This is a genomic window from Dyella caseinilytica (genome assembly GCF_016865235.1).
Lineage (GTDB): Bacteria > Pseudomonadota > Gammaproteobacteria > Xanthomonadales > Rhodanobacteraceae > Dyella_B > Dyella_B caseinilytica.
The window spans coordinates 2,250,459-2,273,532 of record NZ_CP064030.1; the positions used below are offsets into that span (position 1 = coordinate 2,250,459).

Genomic DNA, 23,074 nt, shown 5'->3' on the forward strand with positions numbered 1-23,074 from the left:
AGCTGCGATCTAGTTGGCCCAGGGTCAGGTGTTACTTGCCTGTTCGAACGATAGCTCGCGCGACAAGCCGAGTACCATCGCGCCGTCCCAGCTCATGCTTAGGCAGCCATTGACCAAGATTCTCAAGGACCTTTTTGTTGCGAACCTGGGCGGCGATCTCATCAAATTTTCCCTTGCTTGCACGCTGCCGCTCGTATCCAAAGTCATTTAGGAACGCTTGGATCAAAAGATGAAGCGCAATGAGCCTATCCCAGCGAAGACGTGCTTCGTTACGTGTCAATCCTTCTATAAACCTGAGTACTGGGAAGAATTTTGGATCAGTGTACGGACCTGAAGTAAAACCATCGAAGGTCAGCTGGTCATCCGTCGAAATACAAAGCTCACTGTAGCGGCGAAATTCGTCTGCAAAGAAATGATCGCATTGCGACTCATGAGCATAAGTTAGGCCTTCGAACAATGCAGTGTCCGTCATGACCCAATGAAACACGTCGATGTAATTTAGGAACAGGTAATCCTTCTTACTTGCTATCCGTCCATCTAAAAGTATGGCTTCCTTTTCGGCGCTGCGAACAATCGCAAAGAAATTCATTAGGCGATAGGCCGTGCTCTTGAAGTAGTATCCATCGTCATCACTGTCGCGCTCTCTCGAAAGCCAGCCACGATCGCAATTGGCATATAGATTCCACATCCGATAGCCAAGAGTATTGGCAGCTGAAATCAGTCGGCCATAGTGCCTTCCAATTACTTCGTGCTGTTTCTTACGTTGCTCATACCGATACGCGATTTCCGCGGTATCGCGAGTTTCCAAGTGCTTCGAAATCAACGTTACGGTGACAGAGATTAAAAGAGAAACGATCGCCGCCGGCAGAACGTCTGTCTTTGTCATCTCTAGCCAAGTGAGTATTTCCGACATGCCCTCCCCCTTTTGGACTGTCTATTAGGTTAAACGCCGGCCATGTGATCACATTAGTGGCGACGTCTTATCCTATGGAGTAAGTGTGGCATCAACTTATTTGTCAAACATTTCGCCAACTGTTTAGCCGTCTTTTCGTCAAGTTCCTGGCCAGGATGAAGGCCAAGTTCTATACAAGCGTCTTCCAATGCTTGTCCAATAGCCTGCTGATTCTGTTTTGCACGTACAACACTGAAGACGATGGGCATGGCGTATTCGAATGCAGCCATACGTGCCTCAAACGAAGATGCTGCCTCATTGTTTAAAACCAAGCTGTGCTCGCTCTCAGACAATGAAATCAAGTCGACTTGAAGCTCGATTTCCTCTCCGGTGGTTGGATCGAATGCGTAAGATTGCTGGATCGAGTCGCCAGAATAGTCCAAGCTCAGGTGAACTACGAATCTGGCCAAGCCAAAATATTCCACATACGCAAACAAGCGCTTATGAACAGGATCACCCGCTATAGCGACAACATGAAATATCTTGGAGTCGGGGCGGTCAACAATAAGGTCGCGCGCTAAAAATTCACCGAATGCCGGTGTCGCGTTCTCGTTTCGCAAGTAGCGAACTGCATAGTCGCATTGCCACTGCGGGATGCCAATGGAATGAGCCATAGCAATTGCCGTCTTGACGATCGATCGCCCTGCAAACTCCCCGCCAAATGAAAACTCAGCTTTAAATACTCCCGGTGTCGTCGACTCGATTACTAACCCTTCGGCCATCGAGCTAAAGTCATGCTCTGGGTACTTGCACTGGAGGCCGCGAAGTATCCGCTTAGCCTCTCTCTCCGTTCGTGCGCGGAAAGAAATTTGTCGGCCACCTTCAGGGAGCGCCACATCTTCGAATGTGGGCTTTGTCAGTTCCAGCCGGCCACCTGCATGAAGATATACCTCTTGCTGATCGATGGTCGTAATCTTTACTTTTGGCGCCGGTGTGCCTGACTCGCGCTTAATGTCAAGCACTGCAGAGAACCAGCTAAATTGTTTAGCTAATTCTGCATCCCATTGGTGCCCCGCCCTGTTATTGCAATCACGGCAGATGAAATTGCGCACCTTTCGACGCCCGCCGATGGCGAGCGGAACGATATGCTCCTTGGAGTCATTCTCCATGGCAATCGATTCACCGCAAAGTGCACACTGATACACCGGAAGCTTATCCATCGTCAGTCCACATGCTTCATTCTGTAAAGAGTTACAAGACACAGAGCCACCAAAAACCACGACAAACCTAAAACCCAGGCTGTACTCATGTGAGATGCCGCTTGCTCGTAAAGCGAGTAATGTCTGGAATCTAGGCATTTGGCGAGCGCGTCGTCCTTGCCGCCTTTACACAACGCAGAAATCGCCGCAGCAGTCTGACCTTGTTCCTTTCCAAACTGCGCCGCCATCGACAGCGAGGTCGACATGACACTGGCGACGAGACCCGTTCCCAGGGCCACCTCCATTCCATAGGACGCACGGCGGCGCTCTTTAACGTTTTCGAAGACGTTTTCAAACCGATGAGACCGTCTGGACAACTTGCTGATGTAGTTGGCTGAACTGCGATTGGGAATGTAGTGCAGTGCTGATATCTGACTTAAGCGCATCAGCTTTCGGAGGTGAGTGCGAACACGACCTTTGCCGGCGACGCCAGCAAGGTCATACGACGATCTCAATATATCGATGATAAAATGTGACTCATCGAGTCGCGCAGCTGAGCTTGCATGCGGATACAACGTAACAAATATTGATCCATTATCGGTGATCGAGTAGCAAAGAGAACTTGGTTTTTCTGACGGATTCTCGCCCTTGGATCGAAATGAACCAACGAATGGACTGGTGACATTGAGCTGCACTTTTTCGCTGTTTTCGAAGGATGAGTCGATGACGCAAAACGTATACGGGCCACCTGTCTGATCTTCGGCGATTTTATTCAGCACTGATGCAACGTTACCTCGCACGTCGCACCTCCAATTCAATTTGGACAAATATGCCTTTCGCATAGCGTCGTGCGTTGACGCTTGGTACCTAGCAATGCGCCTTTCGTAACGCTTTGTAAACAGATTAATGAGCCTGAGCCACCGCTTTTTCAGCCAATGCATCACGTGTTTAATCATGCCCCTTCCCTGCTCCTTGGAAATCGCAATAAGAGCCGCTTCTATTGAACGCATACAGATTACGTGCCGTCACACAACACATGTGGGTAGCGCTAGCGGCATTGTTTACGTGTGCATCACATAGTACCCATTGGCGTCGCGCTCTAGGCCTTCCCTGCGGAAATAGCTATCTAGACGCGGGTTGAGTACCGATTCGTAATACGTGGCGTCCCACGGATTAACAGCTTCCACGATCCGCCGAAAATTTCGAAACCAACCCCGTCCCCGGTCTTTTTCTGGGATAGAGATGCGCGCGACGTCCAGTGTGACAACAAGGCGGCCATCGAGGTAGCGATCTGAACGTCGTACGTAAACCTTGGCGCTACCTCGGCCAAGATCGAGGTTGCGATGTACCAAATCTTTGTCCACGGCGTCGATCCACGCGATGAGTTGCGTTTCCAGCGTAGGGAGTCGCGTGATGAGAACTTCGTGGTCGCGCTTGGATACTGGCGGTATGACCAATTTTCTAGGCATGCTCAGCTCGTCCTGATCTTTTCGCTCGGGTTTTGGTTTTCTTTTTGGCCGCAGTTTTCGTTTTCTTAAGTGGCAGTGCGCCGCGGAACTGTTTCAAGGTAGCTTCCAGAGCCAGCACGCGTCCGGCTTCACGGGCTGTGGCTTGCTCAGCGGTGTGTACGGCTTTGTGGAGTTGCTCTGCCTGATCTGTCAGCTGGGCGATGCGTTTACTCGTTTCGCGTTCTTCCCGCTCCCAGCGAGCCTGCAACGCTTTTGCATCTAGTCTTGCCTCGTCTACGAGGCGGTGCGCGCGATCTTCAGCTACACGAACATGATCCAACGCCACCGTGCGCTCGGCCTGTAACCGTTCGATATCCGTTTGGTATTGCGCAACCGCAGCTTGCATCAGATCGCGTTGCTGCATCAGGTCTGCTTGTTGAATCTTAAGCTGCTCCAGGAGTGCATCGCGTTCCATCAGTTGCGTCTGCACGTGCGTCCATTTAGACGCGGCTTCCGCCGTTTCCCGTTGGGCGGCTTCCACCGCAATTTGCCAGACCTTGGCCTCTTGGTTAAGGGAGGCTCGGTCGGCAGCGATGGCGTTCTGCTCCTTGATGAGCGCTTCGTTCGCCGCTGTTTTAGCGTGCTCGATGGCGAGTCGCCACACTTCCATGAAGGCCACACCCACAGGTCCGGGAACATCGGGAAGCGAGATCATCTGGGCCATGCGTTGAGCCAACTCCTCTCGCCAGGTTTCCAGCATCCGGGTGATCGTGTTTGGTGATCCTGTCCCCAAGACCTGTCGTACCTTCTCAACCGTAGGTTTGTTGCCGGCGGCGACAAGTTGATCCGCTGCAGCGTTGACCTGGTCCTGGCTGATTCCCGTCGGCATTTTCGCACCTCCTCGATCGGCGACCTGAGATCTTGGCAACGTACCCACGATAAGAGATAGTTATCGCAGGTATGTTGCCTTAAGTGTTATAAAATATATGTACAACATATGAAAAATAACCCTATTTTGCCAGTGCCCGCCGCCCTTCCCGCGGTGTCGCCTGAAACGCTCGCGTCCACCGCCGCCGCCGCAGTGCGCGACATCCTCGAGGAAGCGGCATCGGCCAACACTACCCGCAGTTATACGAGCGCGCTGCGCTACTGGGCGGCATGGTTCTACGGGCGATTCGGGCAATCACTGACCCTTCCCGTGCCGGAGGCGGCGGTCGTGCAGTTCATCGTGGATCACGTAGCGCGCCGGACCCGGGAAGGACTTCAGTGGGAACTACCTACTCCGCTGGATACCGACTTGGTCGCGGCGGGTGTTAAGCAGAAGCATGGCCCCCTTACACTCGCCACGGTGGGCCACCGCGTGGCCGTCCTATCGGCCGTGCATCGTCTTAAGAAGCTGGCCAACCCGTGCGATGGTCAGGCCGTCCGTCACCTGTTAAGTCGTGCGCGCCGTGCCGCGGTCAAGCGGGGTGAGCGGCCAGCCAAGAAGACCGCTATCACGCGCACGGAGCTGGAAGCCATGGTGGTCACTTGCGACGACTCCCTGGAAGGGGTGCGTGATCGCGCCCTGCTCTATTTCGCCTTTGCCAGCGGCGGCCGGCGCCGTAGCGAAGTGGCTGACGCTGACTTGGCAGACCTGACCGTCATCGGTCCGAATGAATATGTCTACCGGTTAGAGCGCAGCAAAACCCAGCAGGCGGGACCGCGCCCTGCCGATACGCCGGACAAACCCGTGGTCGGGGTGGCAGGGGCGGCCCTGACCACCTGGCTTGCGCGCAGTGGGCTTACAGATGGCCCCATCTTTCGACGACTCTGGAAGCAGCGGCTCGGACCGCGCCTGTCGCCGGCAGCCATCGCCCAGATCGTCCAGCGGCGCGCTGCGTTGGCGAGCCTAAAGGGTAGCTTTGGTGGGCACAGCTTGCGCTCGGGTTTCGTCACCGAGGGCGCTCGGCAAGGCGTGGCCCTCCCCGCGCTCATGGCCATGACCAATCACCGTTCGGTCGGCAGTGTCATCGGTTATTTCCAGGCCGGCGGGGTCGCCCAGAACCCCGCGGCCCACCTGCTAGATCAGCCAGGCATGGACGAGCCCAACGACGCCGGGGCGTCTCCGGCCCCTTGAAACTGGGAGGCGAATCACCATATGTGGGACATATGGGAGTTTCTTTTCGCTACCCGTTGAGTTAGTCGTCGCGAAGAATGAGACATCCCTGGGGCAAGCTACTTGGGTGGGGAGACCCGAGCAGCCGCTTTTCTACATGGGAGGATGTATGCACGTGACGTATCGTAAGTCTGTAAACGGCGGGCGTATGGGTGCCGGCGTGCGCCTGTGGCACGGAGGTGCTGCATGAGCGCCCGGAAATGGGATGAAACGCGGGCCGCCGAACGCATTCAAAGCGCGATCGATGGGCTGCCGCTGAAAGACATTGAGATCAAGCCATACGTACGCGAGACGAGCTTGGAGAATATTCCCAACGCGGTCGCGTATCGCGTGGACGGTGTTCACCTCTACGCGGACATCCTCAATATGAAGGACATGCTGCACGTGACGGATGTCGAGGGTGAGATCTGTCATCGCCGCACGCTGCGCTTCCTCAATCTGCACTACCGCGCCGTGCACCGCATCCTGCAGAAGGAAGATGTCGTACGCGTTGACTTTCATAATCAGCGGCTGCACGCGGTCATCACGAAACCCTATGACGAGGAGGCTAAACGCATCCATCGTGCAATCGCGGTTGGTCAACTCATTATTGATGTGCTCGCGCGAACTGGCGAGGATGCTGATCACCCACCCGCCAAGGTGCGCATCGGCATCGATACGGGTAAAGCCCTCGCCGTGAACAACGGACGCCGCGGTCATCGTGAGCCACTCTTTTTAGGTGAGCCCGCTAATCATGCGGCCAAGCGCGCTGGCGGTGGCAACGCCACCGGAATCTACCTCACTAATGCGGCACGCCTTGCAATCGGGTTGAAGTCGGTGGCGGACGAAGATACCGCCGCGCTCACGCGCGAGGAGATTGCCGTGAGTCAACAGCTCGCCCAGCTCAGCAGCACCGTCGATGGCGTTGTAAAGGATTGGAAAGAGGATTTGGGCAATCTTCCTATCAGCCGTTTTGAATTCAGCGGTCATACCCCGCCCTTCGCGGATCTGGATATTGAGACGCTGACCGCCAGGAACTCGCGGCGCCAGGACGCCTGCACCATCTACGGTGACATCGACGGGTTCACAGCCTACGTTGGGCGCAATATCAACGACGACACCAAGGCCAAGCACGTGGTGCGCGCGTTGCGCGTTTTGCGTAGCGAGCTCGATGCCGTGCTGCACGAGGACTTCAAGGGGCGAAAAGTCCGCTTCATCGGCGACTGCATCCATGGCTTGCTGGTGGAGGGTACTGCGCAAACCACCGATACAGATTCGACCATTCGCAACATGGTGCTTAGCGCCGGCGGCATGCGTAGCAGCTTCAACCTGGCGATTCGCAAACTCAAGGATGCGGGTACGGACGCGACATCGCTTGGACTGCAAATCGGGTTCGAGTACGGACCGATGACTGTCACGCGATTGGGCGTTAAGGGGGAACTGATTCGCTGCTCCGTCAGTCGTGGCGTTCTAACGGCCGAGGCAGAACAAGGTCGTTGCAAGGGAGACGAAACGGCGATTGGTGCACTGGCGTATAAATCGGGTGCCGACGCGGTACGTACCCTCTTCGGGGAGTCGCGCAAGCGCAAAGGACTCGATTACGACACGGCCGTTAAAGAGCTCAACGCCAAGAGCGAAAAGAATGCGAGCGATGCGCGTTCCAGCAGCAGTTTGCTGAAAGCACCCTCCACCGCCGCCGCGCCGTACTTGTTCTCTAACAATCGTTCTGGACCGGCGAAACCCGATGGCTTCGCATGATTGGTGGTACTTCGACGACCCTGCGCGATTCAAGCTCGAACGCGAAGAACTCAATGAACTGGCCGCGCGATCCGAATGGCTGACCCTGGGCGAGCTCAGGGTCAATGGCAACCTACGTCTGGAACAAGAGTTCGAGGTTAACCTGGGGCATCGCCAGGTCGCTTTCATCCTGCGTTATCCCGACAGTTTTCCGTTTTCGCCACCGTCGGTGTTTCCGCGCGACGAGCAATACCGCTTGTCGGGTCATCAGTACGGTCCCGGCGGCGAACTATGCCTGGAGTATCGCGCGGACAATTGGTCGCCAGAGTTCAAGGGCTGGCAACTCGTCCAAAGCGCCTACAACCTGCTGTCGGGAGAAAACCCCGCGCCCGGTGAGCGGGGTGAAGTGCCCTCCGCGCACGCCCTCACTGAGGGGCAGCGTACGCGAACGTCGGCATCCCGGTTGGTGATGAATAGCAATCTTGCCGTGGTTTTCGAAGCGTTGCCAGAAGGCTTTCCAATCACGGGCGACGCGTACGTCAATATACGTTCGCAGAACCGCGTTTTCTTCATCACCTCCTTGGGGGAAGCAGGACGTTTCTATAACGATGAGAGTGTTCCTGCACTGATACGCGAGGATGGGCTCCAACGGACCGTCCGCATTACTCGTGTCGATGCGGCCGCCATGTTGCCTGATACGGAGACACGCGAAGTTTTCGTTGCCACCGCCGCGCCGCTTGGATGGCAGCCGGAAGATCAACTCTTTGTCGTACTCCAGGATGGGGAGATCGTGGTGTATCGTGTCTATGACACCTGGGTGGATAACGTGACGGTTCTGCCTCCCGAGCCGAACGTTGCCCGAAGCGGTCACGACCATGAACCGCTCAATGCAAAACGTGTCGGCATGGTCGGCTGTGGGTCGCTAGGGAGCAAGGTGGCGGCGATGCTCGCGCGCGTGGGCGTCGTGGACTTCGTACTCGTCGACGATGATCTGTTTTTGCCCGGCAACGTTGAACGCAACGATCTGGATTGGCGCGACGTCGGATTGCATAAGGCGAGCGCCGTCGGCGAAAAGCTCCAACGCATCCGCACGGGAGTCAAGACGAACGTTCTACGTCGTCAACTGGGTGGACAGGAGTCTTCAACCGCATCCGAAGGCACCATGGCAGCGCTCAGCCATTGCGACTTGATCTTTGACGCCACCGCTAATCCTGTGGCGGCCAACATCTTGTCGCAGTTTGCGACGCGGATCCCAGTTGTATGGGCGGAGATCTACGCCGGTGGTGTTGGGGGCATGATCGCGCGACATCGGCCAGGGAAAGAACCGCCGATGGACTTGATGCGCCGGGCCGTGGACAACTGGTTTAGGGAAAAGGATGTTCCGGTGCCTAGGGCCGACGTTGACTATGGGCAGCGCCAGGGCGACGTCACGATGATCGCCGATGACGCGGATGTCTCCGCCATCGCGGCCCCCGCGACCCGCCTCGCCATTGACACGTTATTGGCACGCGAGCCTTCTTATTTTCCGAACTCGATGTACATCATCGGCCTGTCACCCTGCCCGCTCTTCGAACAGCCCTTTGTCACCTATCCAATCGATTTGCCTGAGCCGCCTCCGGTGGCCGAAGCACCCGCGTTGTCCGACGACGAACGACGAGAGGAACTCACTCGTATCGTCGACATGTTTCAACGGTTGCGTAACGCATGAAACTCATTGTGACCATGGCCCACATTCAGTTGCTTGTGCAAACGCTCAAGCAGGCAGGCAGGTGCGAAACGGGTGGAGTGCTCGTCGCCGAGCACGTCGGCGACGATACGTTTCGCCTCGCGGACCTGTCCGTTCAAGCCACCTGCGGAAGCACCACGCACTTTGTGCGCGACCCTGCAGAACATCGCGCCTTTTTGGATGCTTTCTTTGACCGAACGGGACACAACTACGCACGTTACAACTACTTTGGCGAATGGCATTCCCATACGATCGTGCCGCCCATTCCGAGTACGGAAGATTGCGACACGATGGATCGCATTGTGCGTGATCCCAATACACGCGCAACGTTTTCCGTACTGCTGGTTGCACGTTTAGGCATGTGGCGAACGCTTGCCATTTCCGCCACAGCTTTTCGCGATGGTCACGCTCCCGATCCCGTTGACGTACTGGATGAGGACGGCCGCATCCACCCGAAGATTCGCCACCTCCGCATCGGTCGACGACGGCGGTTGATTGCTATTTGATCGATCCACTCTGTGCTGATAGGAACTCAGTGCGGCCACCACTTACCTTGGATTTTCTCCATGAAAGAACGATTTGAAGATCGCAACGTACTCGTCGACAGTCTGCTATCACAGACGATCGTGCAAGGCAACACCGCGTTGGCCGAGCTGCTCGCGTCGCGAGGAGAGTTGGTCGAGTGTGAAGCCGGCGAGAACTTGATCGAGCAGGGTGCATCTGACCAAGACGTCTACTTCCTGCTGAGCGGCAAGCTCCGCATCATCATCAACAGCTCACGACTTCATTTGCGCGAACCGGGAAGGACAGTCGGTGAAATGTCGATGCTAAGCCCCGGTACACCGCGTTCTGCAACGCTCAACGCGGAAGAGATCTGTGTGGCACTCAAGCTAACGCCGCAGGCTTTCGCCGAATGCCTGGATGCTCATCCCAAGAGCTGGCGGCTTTTGTGCCGCGATTTAGCGCAACGTATCGAACAGCGAAACCAATACGTGAACCGCTCGAACATGCGTCCGCGCGTCTTCATCATCTGCTCGAAAGAGGCCTTGGATGTTGCTGAGGAGATCCGCCTTGGACTGAGTTTCTCCGATATGGTTGTCGTCCTTTGGAGCGATGACATGATCTTCCCCGCCGGCTCCTACCCCATCGAAGCGCTGGAACAGCAAGTCTTGGCGGCCGACTTTGGCATCGCCGTCGCAAGCCCCGATGACCTGGTCCGCGCACGTGATCGAACGGAGAAAGCACCTCGCGATAACGTGATCTTCGAGCTTGGCTTTTTCATGTCGCAGCTTGGAAAAAACCGCACGTTTCTTTTGGTTCCAAAAGCAACGGACGTAAAGATTCCCTCTGACTTTAAGGGCATCACGCCACTTCATTACGACCTGGCAGAGCCCGATCGCGAATTATCGACCGCCTTGGGGCCCACCGTCACGCGGCTCAAGAAACTTATTGCCGAGCGCAAAGTTCGGTCTTCCTTTGCACAGACGAAGTAACCGGCAGAGACAGAGGCCATATGGCGAAGGACAATCTCGATAGCGCTAGAAAACAGCTCGATCTTACCCTGGGCTTCTTCCCACGTGTGGATACAAAGCTGTCCATCGTGCTCGGCATTGATCTTGGCATGTTGGGACTCTTGCTGAGCAAGGTGCCGGACGACTTGAGTAAATTGCCCTCCTGGGTCTGGATCGCCGCGTCATTTTTTGGCGCGGCGATGATCCTAAGTTTGTTTTCCCTCTATTTCGGTTCATTTCCGAACGTTAACGGAGGCAACAAATCCCTCGTCTTCTTCCGCACCATCGCCAAGAAGCAAGCCAATCTTTTCGTCCGCGAATACCAGGCGCTGACTGAAGAGTCGCTTACGGAGGACTTGCTGCATCAAGCATGGCGAAATTCCGTGATCCTGGACAAGAAGTTTAGCCATCTCAAGTCGGCGTACATCGCGACGGTTCTTAGCCTCATACCCTGGTCCATCAATCTCTTCGAATTCATCCGTGCTGCCAGCCTCGTTAAACATGGATGACGAGTCGCTTGAGATATAGGTCGAATTGACCGCTCATACCATCAGTACGGTCGCGCTTGAACAGGAGGCATTTGCGCCATGGGGCTTAAGGACGAAATAGCTCAGGACATCAGTGCAATTTTTCGTTATTCATGGCCAACGACGGCCGCTCGTGTCGTCCCTCAACCCAGCGATATACAGTTGGGCGACGCCGCCAGAGAACTTACGGATGCGGTCGTGCTGTATGCGGATCTGGAGGGATCGACCGCGATGGTGGATGGCATGCCGTGGCAATTCAGCGCCCAGGTTTACAAGAGCTTCTTGCGCTGGGCAGCCAGGATCATTCGATCCGAAGGCGGTGACATCACCGCTTACGATGGTGACCGGGTCATGGCGATTTATACCGCAACCGGCGCAAGTGATCGCGCCGTGCGCACGGCCCAGAAGATCTACTGGATGGTGCGACACATCATCAATCCAACGATAACGACCTTGCATCCTCGCACAGCGTTTAGGGTGCAGCACAGCGTGGGAATCGATCGTTCGCGCTTACACGCGGTGCGTACAGGTATCCGGGGCGACAACGATATTGTTTGGGTGGGGAGCGCTGCCAATCATGCGGCCAAACTGACAACACTCGGCGCGAATCCACCCACTTGGATAACAAAGGCTGTCTATGATGCACTGAATGCCCAACTTCGTTGGGGATTGGACGGGAGCCCCATATGGGAGGCTCGTCTTTGGACCGAGAGACAAAATCGACCGATTTATTGCTCCGGCTGGGAGCTCTCCTTGTAAGCATTTCCATCGCCAAGCGCATGAGGTGGCTGCAGCAGACCAGATTATCGGGCACGCAATGTAAGGACGGCATATGTTGCCGTAGCGTTCCCTACCATATTTGTCGATATTTTATGGCCTAAACGGGGCTTTACCAATTATGTTCAACATAGATCCTTACGCAAAGCGCATCTATATCCGTGATGCGCAGGACCACGACAAGTACTCGTGCTCAAACATCGTTCGTGCGGTCCTGAATGACAAACATTGGCAGCCTTATGAGAACAACATAGGCTACGGCGGCACCCTAAATCTCGTCGCCATTCAAAATGAACAAGTGGTGGGCTTCGCCACGACACTACTTCCACCTCTTCCGAGCTTTAAGCCCCGTGGTATGTATGACGTACTTCGCCCTTACATTGGTTTTGTCGGGCGGCTGCCTCAGGATAAAGGTCAAAGTATTGGGATGAGCTTGGTGGAAGAGGTTTGCCAACGTTTGCTGGAGAAAGGGGCGCATCGAAATGTATTTTTGGAGTGCGAAAACGGACTCAAGACCTATTACGAACGTCTTGGGTTTCGCTATATCGGTCCAGAGAAAGTGGCAAGCGAACACAACGTGCAGGTCGCTCGCGGTCTATATCGACGTCAATGCTTAAGACACGATGCCATGAGCGATTTTCTCACATAGTGACGCAGAGTTTCGAGCCTTCATTGCACGGCCTTCAGTCAAGATCAATCGACGACGCGTGGCAAAACCTCGCCGCAGCCTCCAACCTGTCCCACGCCGATGCAGGCGGCACCAAGATCTGCGCATGTTTTCCTGAAGTTCGCATCTGATGATGCTGGATGCGTGCGAGAACATACGCCACCGCTTCGAGGACTCTTTTCACCTCTCGCATTTCCATGTGCTCGAAAACATCGCAGGGAAAGAATGGAATTTCGATCGATTCAGTCTCGTCGAACCAATCGCTCCAGCCCCGCTCATGATGCTTGAAGCAAGTCTCTTCAATCAGACATCGCAACATGCACAACCATTCTGCAACGCTCACCCGTCGACGTTTCAAATCAACGTAGCCTTGCGTCCAACCCTGCCAGGTCAAAGCATCCATCAAGCGAATCGCAGGAGTTGCCAACTGCGGCCCATCTACCCACCTGGTTTCTTCACCGGAAAAAACGGCACGTTCCAGTAACTGTCCATGGATGGGACAACTACGGAGCATTGGTAAACGCCAAATCAAGCGGTAGAACCCTTCCCCGTTCTCAGCGACACATTCACGGCATGCGAACAAGATCCACCGATCGGGCCGCCAAGGCTGCCATCCATTGTAGTGGTGAGGTTTTTGTGTTTCATCTGAGAACAAAATTTCGTAGCGGCTTAAATACTCTTTCGGTGTCGGAACGGTGGTGTCGGTGAGCAAGCGATCCCATTGGCCGGCCAGAGTCATTAAACGAATATCTGAAGCTGGAACGCCCGTTTTTGCTGAAAGACCTCGAATCACCCAATGAGGAATCTGTGTATCGGCGTCGACATATGTCGTATCAGGCCATCCAAACGTCCGGTGTAAAAGAACATCCCATTCCGTTCCATACTGACGCGCGATTCGCACAATCCAAGACGTAATTGCCTCCCCTTCTAGGGGAAGCGGATGTAATGGCCAACGCCTGGCGTGCATTACAAAACTCGCTCAAAAGCTCGCCGCCGATCGCTCGGTGATTCGTAAGGTGTCTGTAGCAGCGTTTTGCGATTGATTGATTCCTCACCCGTGCTGATAGCGGTCTCTGCAGCAGCACTCAACAAGCGTGCGATTTCACCGATCGTACCCTCGCTTCGTTCGAGAAGATATTGCGCCATATCCACTTGCTGCAAATTGGAAGGTTGCTTCAACGGTAAGGAGGCGGCGAAGGAAGCCAGCAGCGACTGCAGCTCTTCACCTTGCACCCACCGGGGCAACGGGATAGGTTCGAAGCGGTTTTCCAGTTGGGGATCTGAACGGATTGCCAAGTGCGCCTCTTGGATGCCTACGCCGACAATCGGAATGCGCAAGCTATTCCCCAAATAGCGAAGTAGATTCAGAAATTCGAGTCGATGATTACGCTGTCCGGCGAGGATGTTATGGATTTCGTCGATGATCAACATCTTTGCTCCCACTGCCTCCAGAAGCTTGATCGCCGACAACTCCAGCTCGGCGATTCGCGCACGAGGATAGGCAGGTGGGGCTCCTAACTCGAAGAGAAGCATGGAGTAAAACCGCGAAATCGTTGGATCGCTCGGCATTTGCAATGCCACTACTGGGAGCTTTTCGATTGCACTGTAACGCTTATGCACCACGTGGTTTTTACGCCGGAAGCGTTCGATGATCATCGATTTGCCATTATTTGTTGGCCCGATCAGCAGCATGTTTGGCATGCGTTGTTTGGGCGGCCACGCGAGCAAATCGTCCAAGCGTTCAAGAATGTGCAAAGCCTTCGTATAACCGATCCAGCGATCGGAACGTATATGCTGAATGCGCTCGCTATCGGGCAAAAGCGCAATTTTTTTTGCATGTGTAGTGAGATGGGGTAAGTCTGCGGCTGCAGCGCGCATAAATCACCACTCTTCTATCTCTGCAAAGGGTGGCACTTCTTTTGCCGCCGTCATGTCGGGTGGCGGGGGCGATTTGTGATGATGCGTTGAACGGTTGAGATGGCCAATTCTTGCGTTATCGCGCTTTGCACGGCGTTTTTCTTTCATGGCAGTTGCCACGATCGTTCGCATGCGTTCAATTGTTTGAAAGATCAGCTCTTCATTGACTTGGGCATAACCTTTTTCGCGCAGTACAGTGATCGCGCGACGATGTTCCCACAGCGCTATTGGGGGCGCGGATTGTGTGCGATACGGTATTTCCTGGTAGTTCCGGTTAACGGGATCGAGCACCCAAATTCGACTCAGATCACGCGGATCACGGCGAATAACAAACCGATCCAGTTGATCGCGCTGCGCGATCCAAGGTTGCAACGCATTGCTGAAATAGGTGATGTGATCGATGACGAAGCCGTGGCGCCCTATTCTTCGACGGATTACGGGGAGAAAATCGATCAGGAACTCCGTGGGTTTGGCTACGGTAGCAGGCTTGTTTTCCTCTTCGATTGCTTGAGCCCACACGGCCGCTGGCGGCGCATGTACGCCCGACTGAATGCTTGCGTGATAAACCCCGCAGATCGCATTGACCAACCAGCACTCTAGCTCTTTAAGCGTCAATGCTGCTTGCGCTTGCGAATCGTAGGCCCCCTTTTGAGCCGGATTGGAAAAGGTCGTCCCAGGTAGTTCATGGGTCATTTGCATCACGGTGCCAATTACGCGTTCAACGATGCCGCCGTAGTTGGGTTGGCCTGGAGGCCGGTAGACAATTTCGATACCGTGTTGAGCGCAGCCGCGTCGGAGTGCCTCGCTCTTAAATTCGGCTGCGTTGTCGAGATGGAGTTTCTGCGGTTTCCCATACATCGGCCAAGAGAGACTGAGCCCAAGCCGTTCCAAATAGGCGACTTTGCTGGAAACGACATGGGTAAGACAAAGAGCAACGGAAGTTGCCGATGGCGCTTCCAGCGTCACTAGCATGCCCACGATGCAACGACTGAATACGTCGATAGCCACCGTAAAGTACGGTCGTCCGATTGGCGAACGGTCGCATTCATCGACAACCATCACATCCATAACCGTGTGATCAATTTGAACGACTTCCAGCGGTGAACTGACTTTCAGCGTTGACTCTCGAGACGCATAAAGTGGCCGTGTGGCGTCTTGCCCTTCTCGCTTACTTTTAACAACAATCTGGTCGAGCGCCTTGATTCGTGCCTGGACGGTGTTACGAGCAGGGGAAGCTATTTTTGCCGCTCGGCATCTGTTCTGAATTTTGCGCATTACAGCCGACAGGCGTCGACGTTGCCGCGATAGATATAATGAGCGGATCGCTTCCGCGATGATCGTTTCTTGCTCTCGTGAGAGCCGCGTTTGTCCACGCCCGCCAGATGAGCGATGACGAACTACATCAGTAACGAGTTGCTCTTTCTGCTGCCAACGAGCGACGAGTCTATAGAACAAGCTTTTTGAAATACCGAGCTCATTCGCAGCCTCAGCTGCTGCACCTCGACGCGGCTTATTCTGCCGCAAATAATTGCGAATAACGCGAGCGCGCTGCTCGCCTTCGTCCCAATCTTGCTGTGGAACGGTATGCATGCCGGATTCTTTTGGAACCCCCGTCGGACCCATGGCGTCCTCCGGTTTTAGGTGGTCTCATATGCTGCGCGTGAAGGCGGCTTCTGACAAGAGCCTTTCAGAAGTCATCTCCACAGCCCTGATTTTTCCTCAAATTTTGTCCATAGAACTTCTGAAACTCACAGTCGTTATCCACTTAACCTTGTCACCCAACCAGTTAACCATGTCACCCCGCATAACCGTGTCACCTTTTAGCTAGCCAAGCCCTTTTACGACTCGGTGATGCACTTCAGAGCCGTCTCTCCCGGCAACCTAGTTAGTTTGCTTGGAGCTGATCCAGTCGCATGCGAGAACGGACGATAGCGTTCCCGGCCATGAGGAATAGCAAAGCCGCCGTCACAAAGAGCATTCTGGTGCCCATGACTTGGTAGGCCACCACGCCGGCCACTCCACCTGCCAGGAACGACAGGACGGTTTGGGCATGAAGGCGTAGCTTGGACTGGTAAGAGGTTGCATCATCCTGGGGTTCGCGGCCCCGGGCGATGTCAAACAACATGCTTAACTCGATGCCGATATCCGTGGACATGCCCGAGACATGGGTAGTGCGCACGCGCGCATCCGAAATACGGGTCACCACGGCGTTCTGGATGCCCATCAGAAAACTCAAACCCAGGATGAGGATGGATCCTCGCTCCATCGTGGGCATTAGGAGTTCGAAAACGCCCAGTACGACCATCAGAATGGCTTCGGCAAGAATGCCGATGGCGTAGATGCTCCGGATATTTCGACGGCGCCCTGCGTTAATCAGTAACGTTGAAACCCCTGCGCCAAAAACAAAGGCGAGCACAATGGAAAGGTAGAACGCACTCAGCCACCACTCGCCAGACGCCGCGTGATCCGACAACGAGGAAACATTGCCTGTCATGTTGGCGGAAAAGAAGCCAACAGCATGAAACGCCGCTGTGTTCAGTGCGCCGGCAATCGCGGCGAGTATGCAAGCAAGGCGCCGATCCACGGCGTGACTGCGGGCCTCACCTTGTCGTAGCAGCATGATCAAAGAGCCTTGTAAGCCTTGGGCAGCAATGAATAGTCATTGTAGGACCTGTTATGAATGCAACCGTTATAGTGGCGGCTTGTGGGATCGGTTTCGCGACCGCGATCGCGGCCGATGTGCTCCGCCATTGGTTGACCGTGGCTTCTAGTGCAGCCACGCGCCCTGCCTGATGTGCGGCGGCCTGTTCCGCAGTCCGCAAGGCTTTCTGCAGCTCCTTGTTATGATTCCTCCATTACCCTCCTCAGATGCGAATTTTTCGAGCCAGGATGGCGAACTAGTCGTAGCGCTCATTAGTTTTTTGCTCCAGTGCGAAAAATATAAGTGAAGCCAACAGCAAGAGCCGCAAAACTCAGGGAAAAACACGAAAACCAGATCATATTATCGATTCTCCAGGCGCTTATGACTTGCGTGGGCGTTTGGACAAATACTTCCCTGTCCATAGATTTTATGCTCATTGCCATCGGGATATCGCGTCTCATCGTTTTTAATTTAACGAATTTAACGACGACTGATGCCCCTCTGACTAAATCACCAGTGTGTCCAAGACACGGATAGAAACTAAAAGCTCCAGCACCGCAAAAAATTAGGGTGTTATCCACCCAGGTAGCGCTGCCACCACGAGATGCTCGATTATATTTATACTGCCCGAACATTTCCTGTTGAGTATTAAAATCCTTCACGTCTGGCGTCGGTGCATATCGATTAATAACTAGAGTTAAAGCCAGAAATGCCAGAATGAAAGTGCTGATACCTAACAGCACATAGCTTATTATCTTGCTCAGCACAGTATGTCCCTCTGCATGATTTTACTTTATTAAAAATTTAGCGTTTCGGCGACCGCGGCCCCTTTGACCATGTCACCTATTTCAGAATCTCCGCATAACCATGTCATCTTTTTACAGCGCGACGCTAGACGCCGTCACGGATTAACCTATAAGTATTCGTTTGTAAATAATTTATTCACCAAGTCAGACGAGTGACATGGTTAATTGGCTAACGAAAGCTCTCCACACCTACTAGATAAACGCATTCCCCAGAAGTTAATTGCTCTGACGCCAGAGGATTAGTGCAAACACACCACTGGCTTTTTGCAGCAGCATCAGTACCTGCGGTATTGAACCAAGCGCCCCTAATACCTCGCATCGGATAGATCATCATGCAGCTAGTTTCGAGGCACTTGCGCGCTTATGCCCCAAAGACGAAAAGCGTCCCAAGGGACGCTTTTCAAGGAAGGCACCCGGGGTGCGTCACGGCGAGCCGCGCTGCCCACCTGATCCAATGTTGCACTGGCGACATTATCCTCTTAGGTCCTTGCATGCAACGTGACTTCTTGGAGCTCCCCTAATTTCACGGAATCCTGCAGTCGGAGCTATTATTTTCGCAACTCCCTCGCCAAGTAATAGCGTGATGCCCAAGGCCGTCGAGCTGACTGTACAAATGGCTGCTGACCTTCTAAACGTCTCGCAGCCGCACCTCGTATCACTTATCGAGCGTGCGCAGATCCCGTGCCATCAAACCGACACTGGTTGCCAGCTTCTCTACGCCAGTGACGTCTTTGAATACAAACAGAAGCGTGACTCTGAGAGCTTGGCTGCTTTGCAAGAATTGGCAGCTCAGGCACAAGAACTCGACCTGGGGTACCAACTGCCCCTGAGAGAATGCTGAGCAGATAAAGCTATGTATCGAGGCACACGATAAACCTCACCTCAGCGATGCACATGGTTGCTGGGCCTCATTTGATCGCTTTCTTTGCGCGATGTCTTGGTTTGGCCTTTGCGGTCGGTGCCGGTTTGCCGGCTGCGCGTTTAGAAGATCCCGCCTGGCTGCGCCAGTGGTTGAGATTGGCTTCCATGGCGACCACTTGGCCGGCGTGATGAGCCGCTTGTTGCTCTGCTGTACGCACGGCAGTCAGCAGTTCCTCTTGCAGGGCTATTAGTTGAGTGATGCGTTTGTCGTGCTCTCGCTGCTCTCGTTCGATTCGCTGCTGCAGCACTTTGATCTCCTGACGCGCATGATCCACCTGCTGATGGGCTCGGTCTTCGACAAGACGTAGATGTTCGTGCGAGGCCCCGCGTTCGGCATGCAATGAGGCCAGTTCGGCGTTTCGTTGTTCAAGCTGATGCTGCAGCCGATTGCGTTGTTCCAATAATGAGAACCACTGTGATCTATGTGCCCGGCTACCGCCTGTACTGATCACTGGCTGGTAACGCTATCCGCTTGTGCCAGCTTATCCAGCCGACCACGAGTGAGAATGTTGCCGCGATGAGGGGTGGTATCGCATGCCCATATTCGCTGTGGACAGTAACGGTCACGAGCGCAGCGAGCATGACAGTGAAGCCAAGGGCCGATCCAAACACGCGCGTCGACGCGCGAAAAAGCAAAATGGCAGCTGTGAGTTCCAGCGATCCGGTCACGAAATGGAACCAGCTCGGATACCCCCATTTCAGGTACTCCGCGTATATAGGCCCCGGGGCGAAAATGTTGCTGAGAGAACCGACGACAAAGAAAGTTGCTAGGACCAACGGTAAGATTTGGCGCCAGGAGATTTTAGACATTTGTCCGACCTTCGATCTTGAGTTTGCTGCCGAAAATGGCGTGACCGCCCAATCGACAAGCGGACCCACGTACGATGAATGTGGCGGAAACGATGATCCGTGCGACCAGCACTCACCACAGAAGTAAGGGTGTCTGTTTCAACCAGGTGTTGGTCACCAATTGCTCCACCACGAACCGAGCGACATCGGCGCGTGCGACCTTTCCGCCCTTGATACTGGCGAGGTCAACGATGGCTCTGACGCTTCCGCGAGCTGGGTCGTTGGTGAGCATGCCGGGCCGGACGATGATCCAATCAAGTGAACTGGCCCGGATCGCGGCTTCCTGCCCGTTCTTGTCTTTGTAAGCTTGGCTAAGCAGCAAAGGCTGAAAGAGCTGGTCGAACACGAAGGCACCACGGCCCCGGCTGTCTCCCACGCCTAGAGCGGAGATGCAGACCAGGCGGCGCACGTCGCTACGCGTCATTGCCAGAATCAGCGCGCGCGTCACTTCGGTCAGCAGGCTGACCCTGCGGAAGCCCATGCCGGTGCCCAGTGCACTGATGACGGCACGACAGCCGTCCAGGGCGCGCCTAAGGGTGACTTCATCGCGGGCATCGCCCTCGATCAATTCTGCTCCCGGCAGATCGGCACCTGCCGTTGAGCGAACCAGCGCCACGACGGAATGCCCTTTCTCCAGCGCGTCGCGGACGATTAGTCGTCCGGTTCCGCCCGTTGCACCCAAAACAAGAATTTTCATATTCGATCTCGATCTTTGTTCGTAATGGACGCCGCACTCCACAAAGAAGCGGACTCTTTCGGCTGTCCTGCCAGAATCTCGATCGGATGCGAATCTTCGGAGTGAAGTCCGAAGTCGCATCGATCGCTGATCCGAGTATTTAAGCTGTAGCGGCCTTCTGAGCTGCCGCAAAAACATCGCGAGCAGACGTTGCGCCGGTGACGTGTTCCGTACCCACAACCCCGATGTCCATCGCTCCGGCGTTGACGGCGTCATACATGGTTTCGGCCGGCCCGGACTTGTCCTTCGGAATGCCGAACTGCTCGAATGTATTTGCCCAATCGGCTCGCGGGACGGCAATGGCTTTCACGTCACGCCTCATCACTTCACCTAATTGCGCCGCGACTTCATCGGCGCTCACCATTGAACCGAGTTCGATGACCCGATGCCCCAGCCAAGCCGGTCCGCTCAGCAGCGCTGCGATCACCGCGCCGATGTCGTTTGTCGCCACCATGGTCGATTTCCGATCTGTCGGGTTATAGAAGACGGGTAGCGTGCCGCCCTGAGCAACCTGAAAGCCGTAAAGGAAGTTTTCGAAAAACCCACCGGCTCGCGCGTAGGCGATCGGCAAGTTAAGGTCGCAAAAACCCTGCTCCATCAGCGACAGGGCGGTGATCAGTCCCATCCCGCTGGTTTTGTTCGCGCCCATCGACGAAAGCGCGACGACCCGCGGCACTGGCACCTGCTTGAGAGCCTCAACATAGTTCGCGATGACACCCTTGGCTTCTCTAAAATCCGGCGATGGGACCCAGATAGGCGGCAACATGACAAACGCGCCTTCGACGCCTCTGAGCGCCCGCTTGATGGAAGCCGCGTCGTTCCAGTCGCCTTCCACCAGTTCAACACCTTGGTCAGCCCAGCTCGACGCCTTCGCGGGGTCACGAACCAGCGCACGCACCGTCTTGCCCTGCTTTAGCAAATGAGTGGCCGTCGCACCGCCAACTTTTCCCGTAATGCCCATAACTAAAAACACGTGCCTTCTCCTAGATGAGTTCGATGGGCTACGGTACCCCGTGCGCTATTATTCGAATACGAGGCATATTCGGAACGGGCCGTGTAGATGAACTTAACAATCGCTCGAACGCATCTGGATGGGCTGGTCATCTTTTTGACCGTGGCGGAGTACCGAGGCTTTCGCGCTGCGTCACGGCACCTCGGTATCACACCGTCGGCGGTCAGCCAGGCGATACGCAGTTTGGAAGAACGAATTGGTGCGCCGCTGTTCTCCCGTACGACACGAAGTGTCAGGCTGACCGAAGCGGGCGACCGCCTGCTTGCTCACGCGCGCCCGGCCGTCGACATGCTCACAGCAGGGTTGGACGCCGCGAGTGGTTTAGGCGGCGAGATTACCGGCCGACTGCGCATCAATGTGCCCAGGCCGATTTTGCCGCTGCTCGTGAATCGCTTGCTGCCCGACTTTCTCGATGCTCACCCAAACGTTGAACTCGAACTGGTGGGCGAGGATCGCCCGATCGATATCGTCGAAGAAGGCTTCGATGCAGGGATACGTTTCGGAAACTTCGTCCAGATCGACATGGTCGCGATGTGGCTAACGCCACCGGAGCGCTTCGTTGTCGTTGGCGCCCCGGCATTGTTTAAGAAGTATGGCCTACCGGCGTCTCCGTACGATTTGCAGAACTTTCGTTGCATCCTGCTTCGTCAATCCGTGCGAGCTCTCGATCATTGGCAATTTGTCGTTGATGGCAAGCGCATCACAGTGGGTGTAGCGGGGCCTCTCGTGATTAACGACATCGAGGCCTGCGTTCGTTCAGCACTAAGAGGTGTTGGGCTCTTCCAATTACCAAAGTCGCTCGTGATGTCACATCTTGAACGTGGCGACCTGCAGACCGTGCTCGAACCTTATTGTGAAGAGGTTCCCGGTCTTTCTCTCTACTATCCAAGCCGAAGTCAGTCACTGCCAAAGCTTCGCGCGTTTGTCGATTTCGCCACTCAGCGAATGCGTAGGGAGTTCAAGCCGGATGACTACCTCCCGAGGCCCATGCCCTAGCCCCGATAACGCGCCCTAATCACCTCACTATGCCGATAGTGAGCGTTTCTTATCTGACTGCAAGCCTTCACGTCAGGTAGTGGAAAACGTCTGAGCGAGCTACTGCGTATCCGACACTGCTGGCTTTGACGGGTATGGCGATCTGGAGGCAGATATCATCGACCCCAACCCGGTCAAGTTTTTTATAATGCGCTCGACTCGAAACCTTATACGAACGGCGCCCTCCGCCGCTTTGAGTGGTCGAATGGCTTAGAGCCCGGGGTCACTTTGACCTAATCCCCGTATTTGTAGCGACCAAGGTAAAGCTATGGGCCGTTGGAAAGTCGTCCGCGTCATCTCAGCCAACACCGCCAGCGGGCCATTTTCGAGCGCTGAGTGTCGGTGAAAATGATTATAGTTGTGCCTCCATGATTCGATCTTTTTGCAGGCATCTTTAAGCGACAGAAACCAGCGCGTATTCACGCATTCGTCACGCGATGAGCCATTAAAGGATTCAATAAATGGGTTATCGGTCGGCTTGCCGGGATGGAAGAGATTGTTGAAGCGGCCAGGCATCCGCTCAACCCCATGATTAA

At 54.9% G+C, this 23,074-nt stretch carries 24 protein-coding genes and 1 pseudogene; 10 read left to right on the plus strand and 15 right to left on the minus strand.

Annotated features, from left to right (window positions below):
- Nucleotides 1-31: 31 nt before the first annotated feature.
- From ISN74_RS09765 to ISN74_RS09785, 5 genes are all read right to left on the minus strand, one after another.
- Complete coding sequence (locus ISN74_RS09765) at nt 32-913, minus strand: hypothetical protein (RefSeq protein WP_188799142.1); 882 nt, start codon at nt 911-913, stop codon at nt 32-34.
- 53 nt (nt 914-966) lie between these two features.
- Entirely contained in the window at nt 967-2,112 is a 1,146-nt protein-coding gene (locus ISN74_RS09770) for an HNH endonuclease (protein ID WP_188799143.1), read from the minus strand.
- 2 nt (nt 2,113-2,114) lie between these two features.
- Nucleotides 2,115-2,891 (minus strand): hypothetical protein, encoded by a 777-nt coding sequence (locus ISN74_RS09775; protein ID WP_188799144.1) that lies wholly within the window; start codon nt 2,889-2,891, stop codon nt 2,115-2,117.
- A gap of 261 nt (nt 2,892-3,152) precedes the next feature.
- Nucleotides 3,153-3,560 carry a hypothetical protein gene (locus ISN74_RS09780; RefSeq protein WP_188799145.1) on the minus strand — a complete coding sequence of 136 codons (408 nt, stop codon included), beginning with the start codon at nt 3,558-3,560 and terminating at the stop codon, nt 3,153-3,155.
- Entirely contained in the window at nt 3,553-4,428 is an 876-nt protein-coding gene (locus ISN74_RS09785; RefSeq protein ID WP_188799146.1) for a DNA-binding protein, read from the minus strand. Before ISN74_RS09785 ends, ISN74_RS09780 begins: the two co-directional genes overlap by 8 nt.
- A 108-nt stretch (nt 4,429-4,536) precedes the next feature.
- On the opposite strand from ISN74_RS09785, the gene ISN74_RS09790 reads away from it, so the two are divergent.
- From ISN74_RS09790 to ISN74_RS09825, 8 genes are all read left to right on the plus strand, one after another.
- The gene (locus ISN74_RS09790; RefSeq protein WP_188799147.1) at nt 4,537-5,658 is read left to right on the plus strand and encodes a site-specific integrase; all 1,122 of its coding nucleotides are present in this window, start codon (nt 4,537-4,539) and stop codon (nt 5,656-5,658) included.
- A gap of 225 nt (nt 5,659-5,883) precedes the next feature.
- Nucleotides 5,884-7,434 carry an adenylate/guanylate cyclase domain-containing protein gene (locus tag ISN74_RS09795; RefSeq protein WP_188799148.1) on the plus strand — a complete coding sequence of 517 codons (1,551 nt, stop codon included), beginning with the start codon at nt 5,884-5,886 and terminating at the stop codon, nt 7,432-7,434.
- The gene (locus tag ISN74_RS09800) at nt 7,421-9,121 is read left to right on the plus strand and encodes a ThiF family adenylyltransferase (protein WP_188799149.1); all 1,701 of its coding nucleotides are present in this window, start codon (nt 7,421-7,423) and stop codon (nt 9,119-9,121) included. Before ISN74_RS09795 ends, ISN74_RS09800 begins: the two co-directional genes overlap by 14 nt.
- A gap of 14 nt (nt 9,122-9,135) precedes the next feature.
- Complete coding sequence (locus tag ISN74_RS09805) at nt 9,136-9,645, plus strand: Mov34/MPN/PAD-1 family protein (protein ID WP_268235701.1); 510 nt, start codon at nt 9,136-9,138, stop codon at nt 9,643-9,645.
- A gap of 60 nt (nt 9,646-9,705) precedes the next feature.
- Nucleotides 9,706-10,632 (plus strand): TIR domain-containing protein, encoded by a 927-nt coding sequence (locus ISN74_RS09810; protein WP_188799151.1) that lies wholly within the window; start codon nt 9,706-9,708, stop codon nt 10,630-10,632.
- A 20-nt stretch (nt 10,633-10,652) separates the two neighbouring features.
- Nucleotides 10,653-11,159: a Pycsar system effector family protein gene (locus ISN74_RS09815; RefSeq protein WP_188799152.1), complete on the plus strand. Its 507-nt coding sequence runs from the start codon at nt 10,653-10,655 to the stop codon at nt 11,157-11,159.
- 78 nt (nt 11,160-11,237) lie between these two features.
- Nucleotides 11,238-11,936, plus strand: a complete 699-nt coding sequence (locus tag ISN74_RS09820) for an adenylate/guanylate cyclase domain-containing protein (RefSeq protein ID WP_188799153.1) — start codon at nt 11,238-11,240, stop codon at nt 11,934-11,936.
- 139 nt (nt 11,937-12,075) lie between these two features.
- On the plus strand, nt 12,076-12,603 hold the full coding sequence (locus ISN74_RS09825) for a GNAT family N-acetyltransferase (RefSeq protein WP_188799154.1): 528 nt from the start codon (nt 12,076-12,078) through the stop codon (nt 12,601-12,603).
- Between the two features lie 34 nt (nt 12,604-12,637).
- Here the strand turns inward: ISN74_RS09825 and ISN74_RS09830 are convergent, their stop codons facing one another.
- The 5 genes from ISN74_RS09830 to ISN74_RS09850 form a co-directional block, all read right to left on the minus strand.
- The gene (locus ISN74_RS09830; RefSeq protein WP_188799155.1) at nt 12,638-13,588 is read right to left on the minus strand and encodes a TniQ family protein; all 951 of its coding nucleotides are present in this window, start codon (nt 13,586-13,588) and stop codon (nt 12,638-12,640) included.
- Nucleotides 13,588-14,499, minus strand: coding sequence for a TniB family NTP-binding protein (locus ISN74_RS09835; protein WP_188799156.1), 912 nt, complete (start codon nt 14,497-14,499; stop codon nt 13,588-13,590). Before ISN74_RS09835 ends, ISN74_RS09830 begins: the two co-directional genes overlap by 1 nt.
- A 3-nt stretch (nt 14,500-14,502) precedes the next feature.
- Nucleotides 14,503-16,128 (minus strand): Mu transposase C-terminal domain-containing protein, encoded by a 1,626-nt coding sequence (locus ISN74_RS09840; RefSeq protein WP_229679122.1) that lies wholly within the window; start codon nt 16,126-16,128, stop codon nt 14,503-14,505.
- Between the two features lie 295 nt (nt 16,129-16,423).
- A complete protein-coding gene (locus ISN74_RS09845) occupies nt 16,424-17,122 on the minus strand; it encodes a YoaK family protein (protein WP_203546741.1) in 699 nt (232 codons plus the stop codon).
- 329 nt (nt 17,123-17,451) lie between these two features.
- Nucleotides 17,452-17,946 carry a hypothetical protein gene (locus ISN74_RS09850; RefSeq protein ID WP_188799159.1) on the minus strand — a complete coding sequence of 165 codons (495 nt, stop codon included), beginning with the start codon at nt 17,944-17,946 and terminating at the stop codon, nt 17,452-17,454.
- 622 nt (nt 17,947-18,568) lie between these two features.
- Between ISN74_RS09850 and ISN74_RS09855 the strand changes: the two genes are divergently transcribed.
- On the plus strand, nt 18,569-18,826 hold the full coding sequence (locus ISN74_RS09855; RefSeq protein WP_188799160.1) for a MerR family transcriptional regulator: 258 nt from the start codon (nt 18,569-18,571) through the stop codon (nt 18,824-18,826).
- Nucleotides 18,827-18,893: 67 nt separating this feature from the next.
- On the opposite strand, the gene ISN74_RS09860 is transcribed toward ISN74_RS09855, so the two are convergent.
- The 4 genes from ISN74_RS09860 to ISN74_RS09875 form a co-directional block, all read right to left on the minus strand.
- Nucleotides 18,894-19,358: a hypothetical protein gene (locus ISN74_RS09860; protein WP_203546742.1), complete on the minus strand. Its 465-nt coding sequence runs from the start codon at nt 19,356-19,358 to the stop codon at nt 18,894-18,896.
- Nucleotides 19,339-19,716, minus strand: a complete 378-nt coding sequence (locus ISN74_RS09865; protein WP_188799162.1) for a DoxX family protein — start codon at nt 19,714-19,716, stop codon at nt 19,339-19,341. The genes ISN74_RS09860 and ISN74_RS09865 overlap by 20 nt, the downstream gene beginning before the upstream one ends.
- A gap of 112 nt (nt 19,717-19,828) precedes the next feature.
- The gene (locus ISN74_RS09870) at nt 19,829-20,452 is read right to left on the minus strand and encodes an NAD(P)-dependent oxidoreductase (RefSeq protein WP_188799163.1); all 624 of its coding nucleotides are present in this window, start codon (nt 20,450-20,452) and stop codon (nt 19,829-19,831) included.
- 139 nt (nt 20,453-20,591) lie between these two features.
- Nucleotides 20,592-21,464, minus strand: a complete 873-nt coding sequence (locus tag ISN74_RS09875) for an NmrA family NAD(P)-binding protein (protein ID WP_188799164.1) — start codon at nt 21,462-21,464, stop codon at nt 20,592-20,594.
- A gap of 87 nt (nt 21,465-21,551) precedes the next feature.
- On the opposite strand from ISN74_RS09875, the gene ISN74_RS09880 reads away from it, so the two are divergent.
- A complete protein-coding gene (locus ISN74_RS09880; protein ID WP_188799165.1) occupies nt 21,552-22,499 on the plus strand; it encodes a LysR family transcriptional regulator in 948 nt (315 codons plus the stop codon).
- Between the two features lie 249 nt (nt 22,500-22,748).
- Here the strand turns inward: ISN74_RS09880 and ISN74_RS21115 are convergent.
- A pseudogene (locus ISN74_RS21115) lies at nt 22,749-23,024 on the minus strand (integrase core domain-containing protein); the annotation flags it as partial.
- Nucleotides 23,025-23,074 lie beyond the last annotated feature (50 nt).

What these genes read in the sequence shown, in the direction of transcription:
- ISN74_RS09770 (WP_188799143.1), bottom strand. Translation starts at nt 2,112, where the DNA reads ATGGATAAGCTTCCGGTGTATCAGTGTGCACTTTGCGGTGAATCGATT.
- ISN74_RS09835 (WP_188799156.1), bottom strand. Translation starts at nt 14,499, where the DNA reads ATGCGCGCTGCAGCCGCAGACTTACCCCATCTCACTACACATGCAAAA.
- ISN74_RS09815 (WP_188799152.1), top strand. Translation starts at nt 10,653, where the DNA reads ATGGCGAAGGACAATCTCGATAGCGCTAGAAAACAGCTCGATCTTACC.
- ISN74_RS09810 (WP_188799151.1), top strand. Translation starts at nt 9,706, where the DNA reads ATGAAAGAACGATTTGAAGATCGCAACGTACTCGTCGACAGTCTGCTA.
- ISN74_RS09840 (WP_229679122.1), bottom strand. Translation starts at nt 16,128, where the DNA reads ATGCATACCGTTCCACAGCAAGATTGGGACGAAGGCGAGCAGCGCGCT.
- ISN74_RS09825 (WP_188799154.1), top strand. Translation starts at nt 12,076, where the DNA reads ATGTTCAACATAGATCCTTACGCAAAGCGCATCTATATCCGTGATGCG.
- ISN74_RS09765 (WP_188799142.1), bottom strand. Translation starts at nt 913, where the DNA reads ATGTCGGAAATACTCACTTGGCTAGAGATGACAAAGACAGACGTTCTG.
- ISN74_RS09880 (WP_188799165.1), top strand. Translation starts at nt 21,552, where the DNA reads ATGAACTTAACAATCGCTCGAACGCATCTGGATGGGCTGGTCATCTTT.
- ISN74_RS09870 (WP_188799163.1), bottom strand. Translation starts at nt 20,452, where the DNA reads ATGAAAATTCTTGTTTTGGGTGCAACGGGCGGAACCGGACGACTAATC.
- ISN74_RS09865 (WP_188799162.1), bottom strand. Translation starts at nt 19,716, where the DNA reads ATGTCTAAAATCTCCTGGCGCCAAATCTTACCGTTGGTCCTAGCAACT.
- ISN74_RS09790 (WP_188799147.1), top strand. Translation starts at nt 4,537, where the DNA reads ATGAAAAATAACCCTATTTTGCCAGTGCCCGCCGCCCTTCCCGCGGTG.
- ISN74_RS09795 (WP_188799148.1), top strand. Translation starts at nt 5,884, where the DNA reads ATGAGCGCCCGGAAATGGGATGAAACGCGGGCCGCCGAACGCATTCAA.
- ISN74_RS09805 (WP_268235701.1), top strand. Translation starts at nt 9,136, where the DNA reads ATGGCCCACATTCAGTTGCTTGTGCAAACGCTCAAGCAGGCAGGCAGG.
- ISN74_RS09785 (WP_188799146.1), bottom strand. Translation starts at nt 4,428, where the DNA reads ATGCCGACGGGAATCAGCCAGGACCAGGTCAACGCTGCAGCGGATCAA.
- ISN74_RS09820 (WP_188799153.1), top strand. Translation starts at nt 11,238, where the DNA reads ATGGGGCTTAAGGACGAAATAGCTCAGGACATCAGTGCAATTTTTCGT.
- ISN74_RS09830 (WP_188799155.1), bottom strand. Translation starts at nt 13,588, where the DNA reads ATGCACGCCAGGCGTTGGCCATTACATCCGCTTCCCCTAGAAGGGGAG.
- ISN74_RS09855 (WP_188799160.1), top strand. Translation starts at nt 18,569, where the DNA reads ATGCCCAAGGCCGTCGAGCTGACTGTACAAATGGCTGCTGACCTTCTA.
- ISN74_RS09780 (WP_188799145.1), bottom strand. Translation starts at nt 3,560, where the DNA reads ATGCCTAGAAAATTGGTCATACCGCCAGTATCCAAGCGCGACCACGAA.
- ISN74_RS09800 (WP_188799149.1), top strand. Translation starts at nt 7,421, where the DNA reads ATGGCTTCGCATGATTGGTGGTACTTCGACGACCCTGCGCGATTCAAG.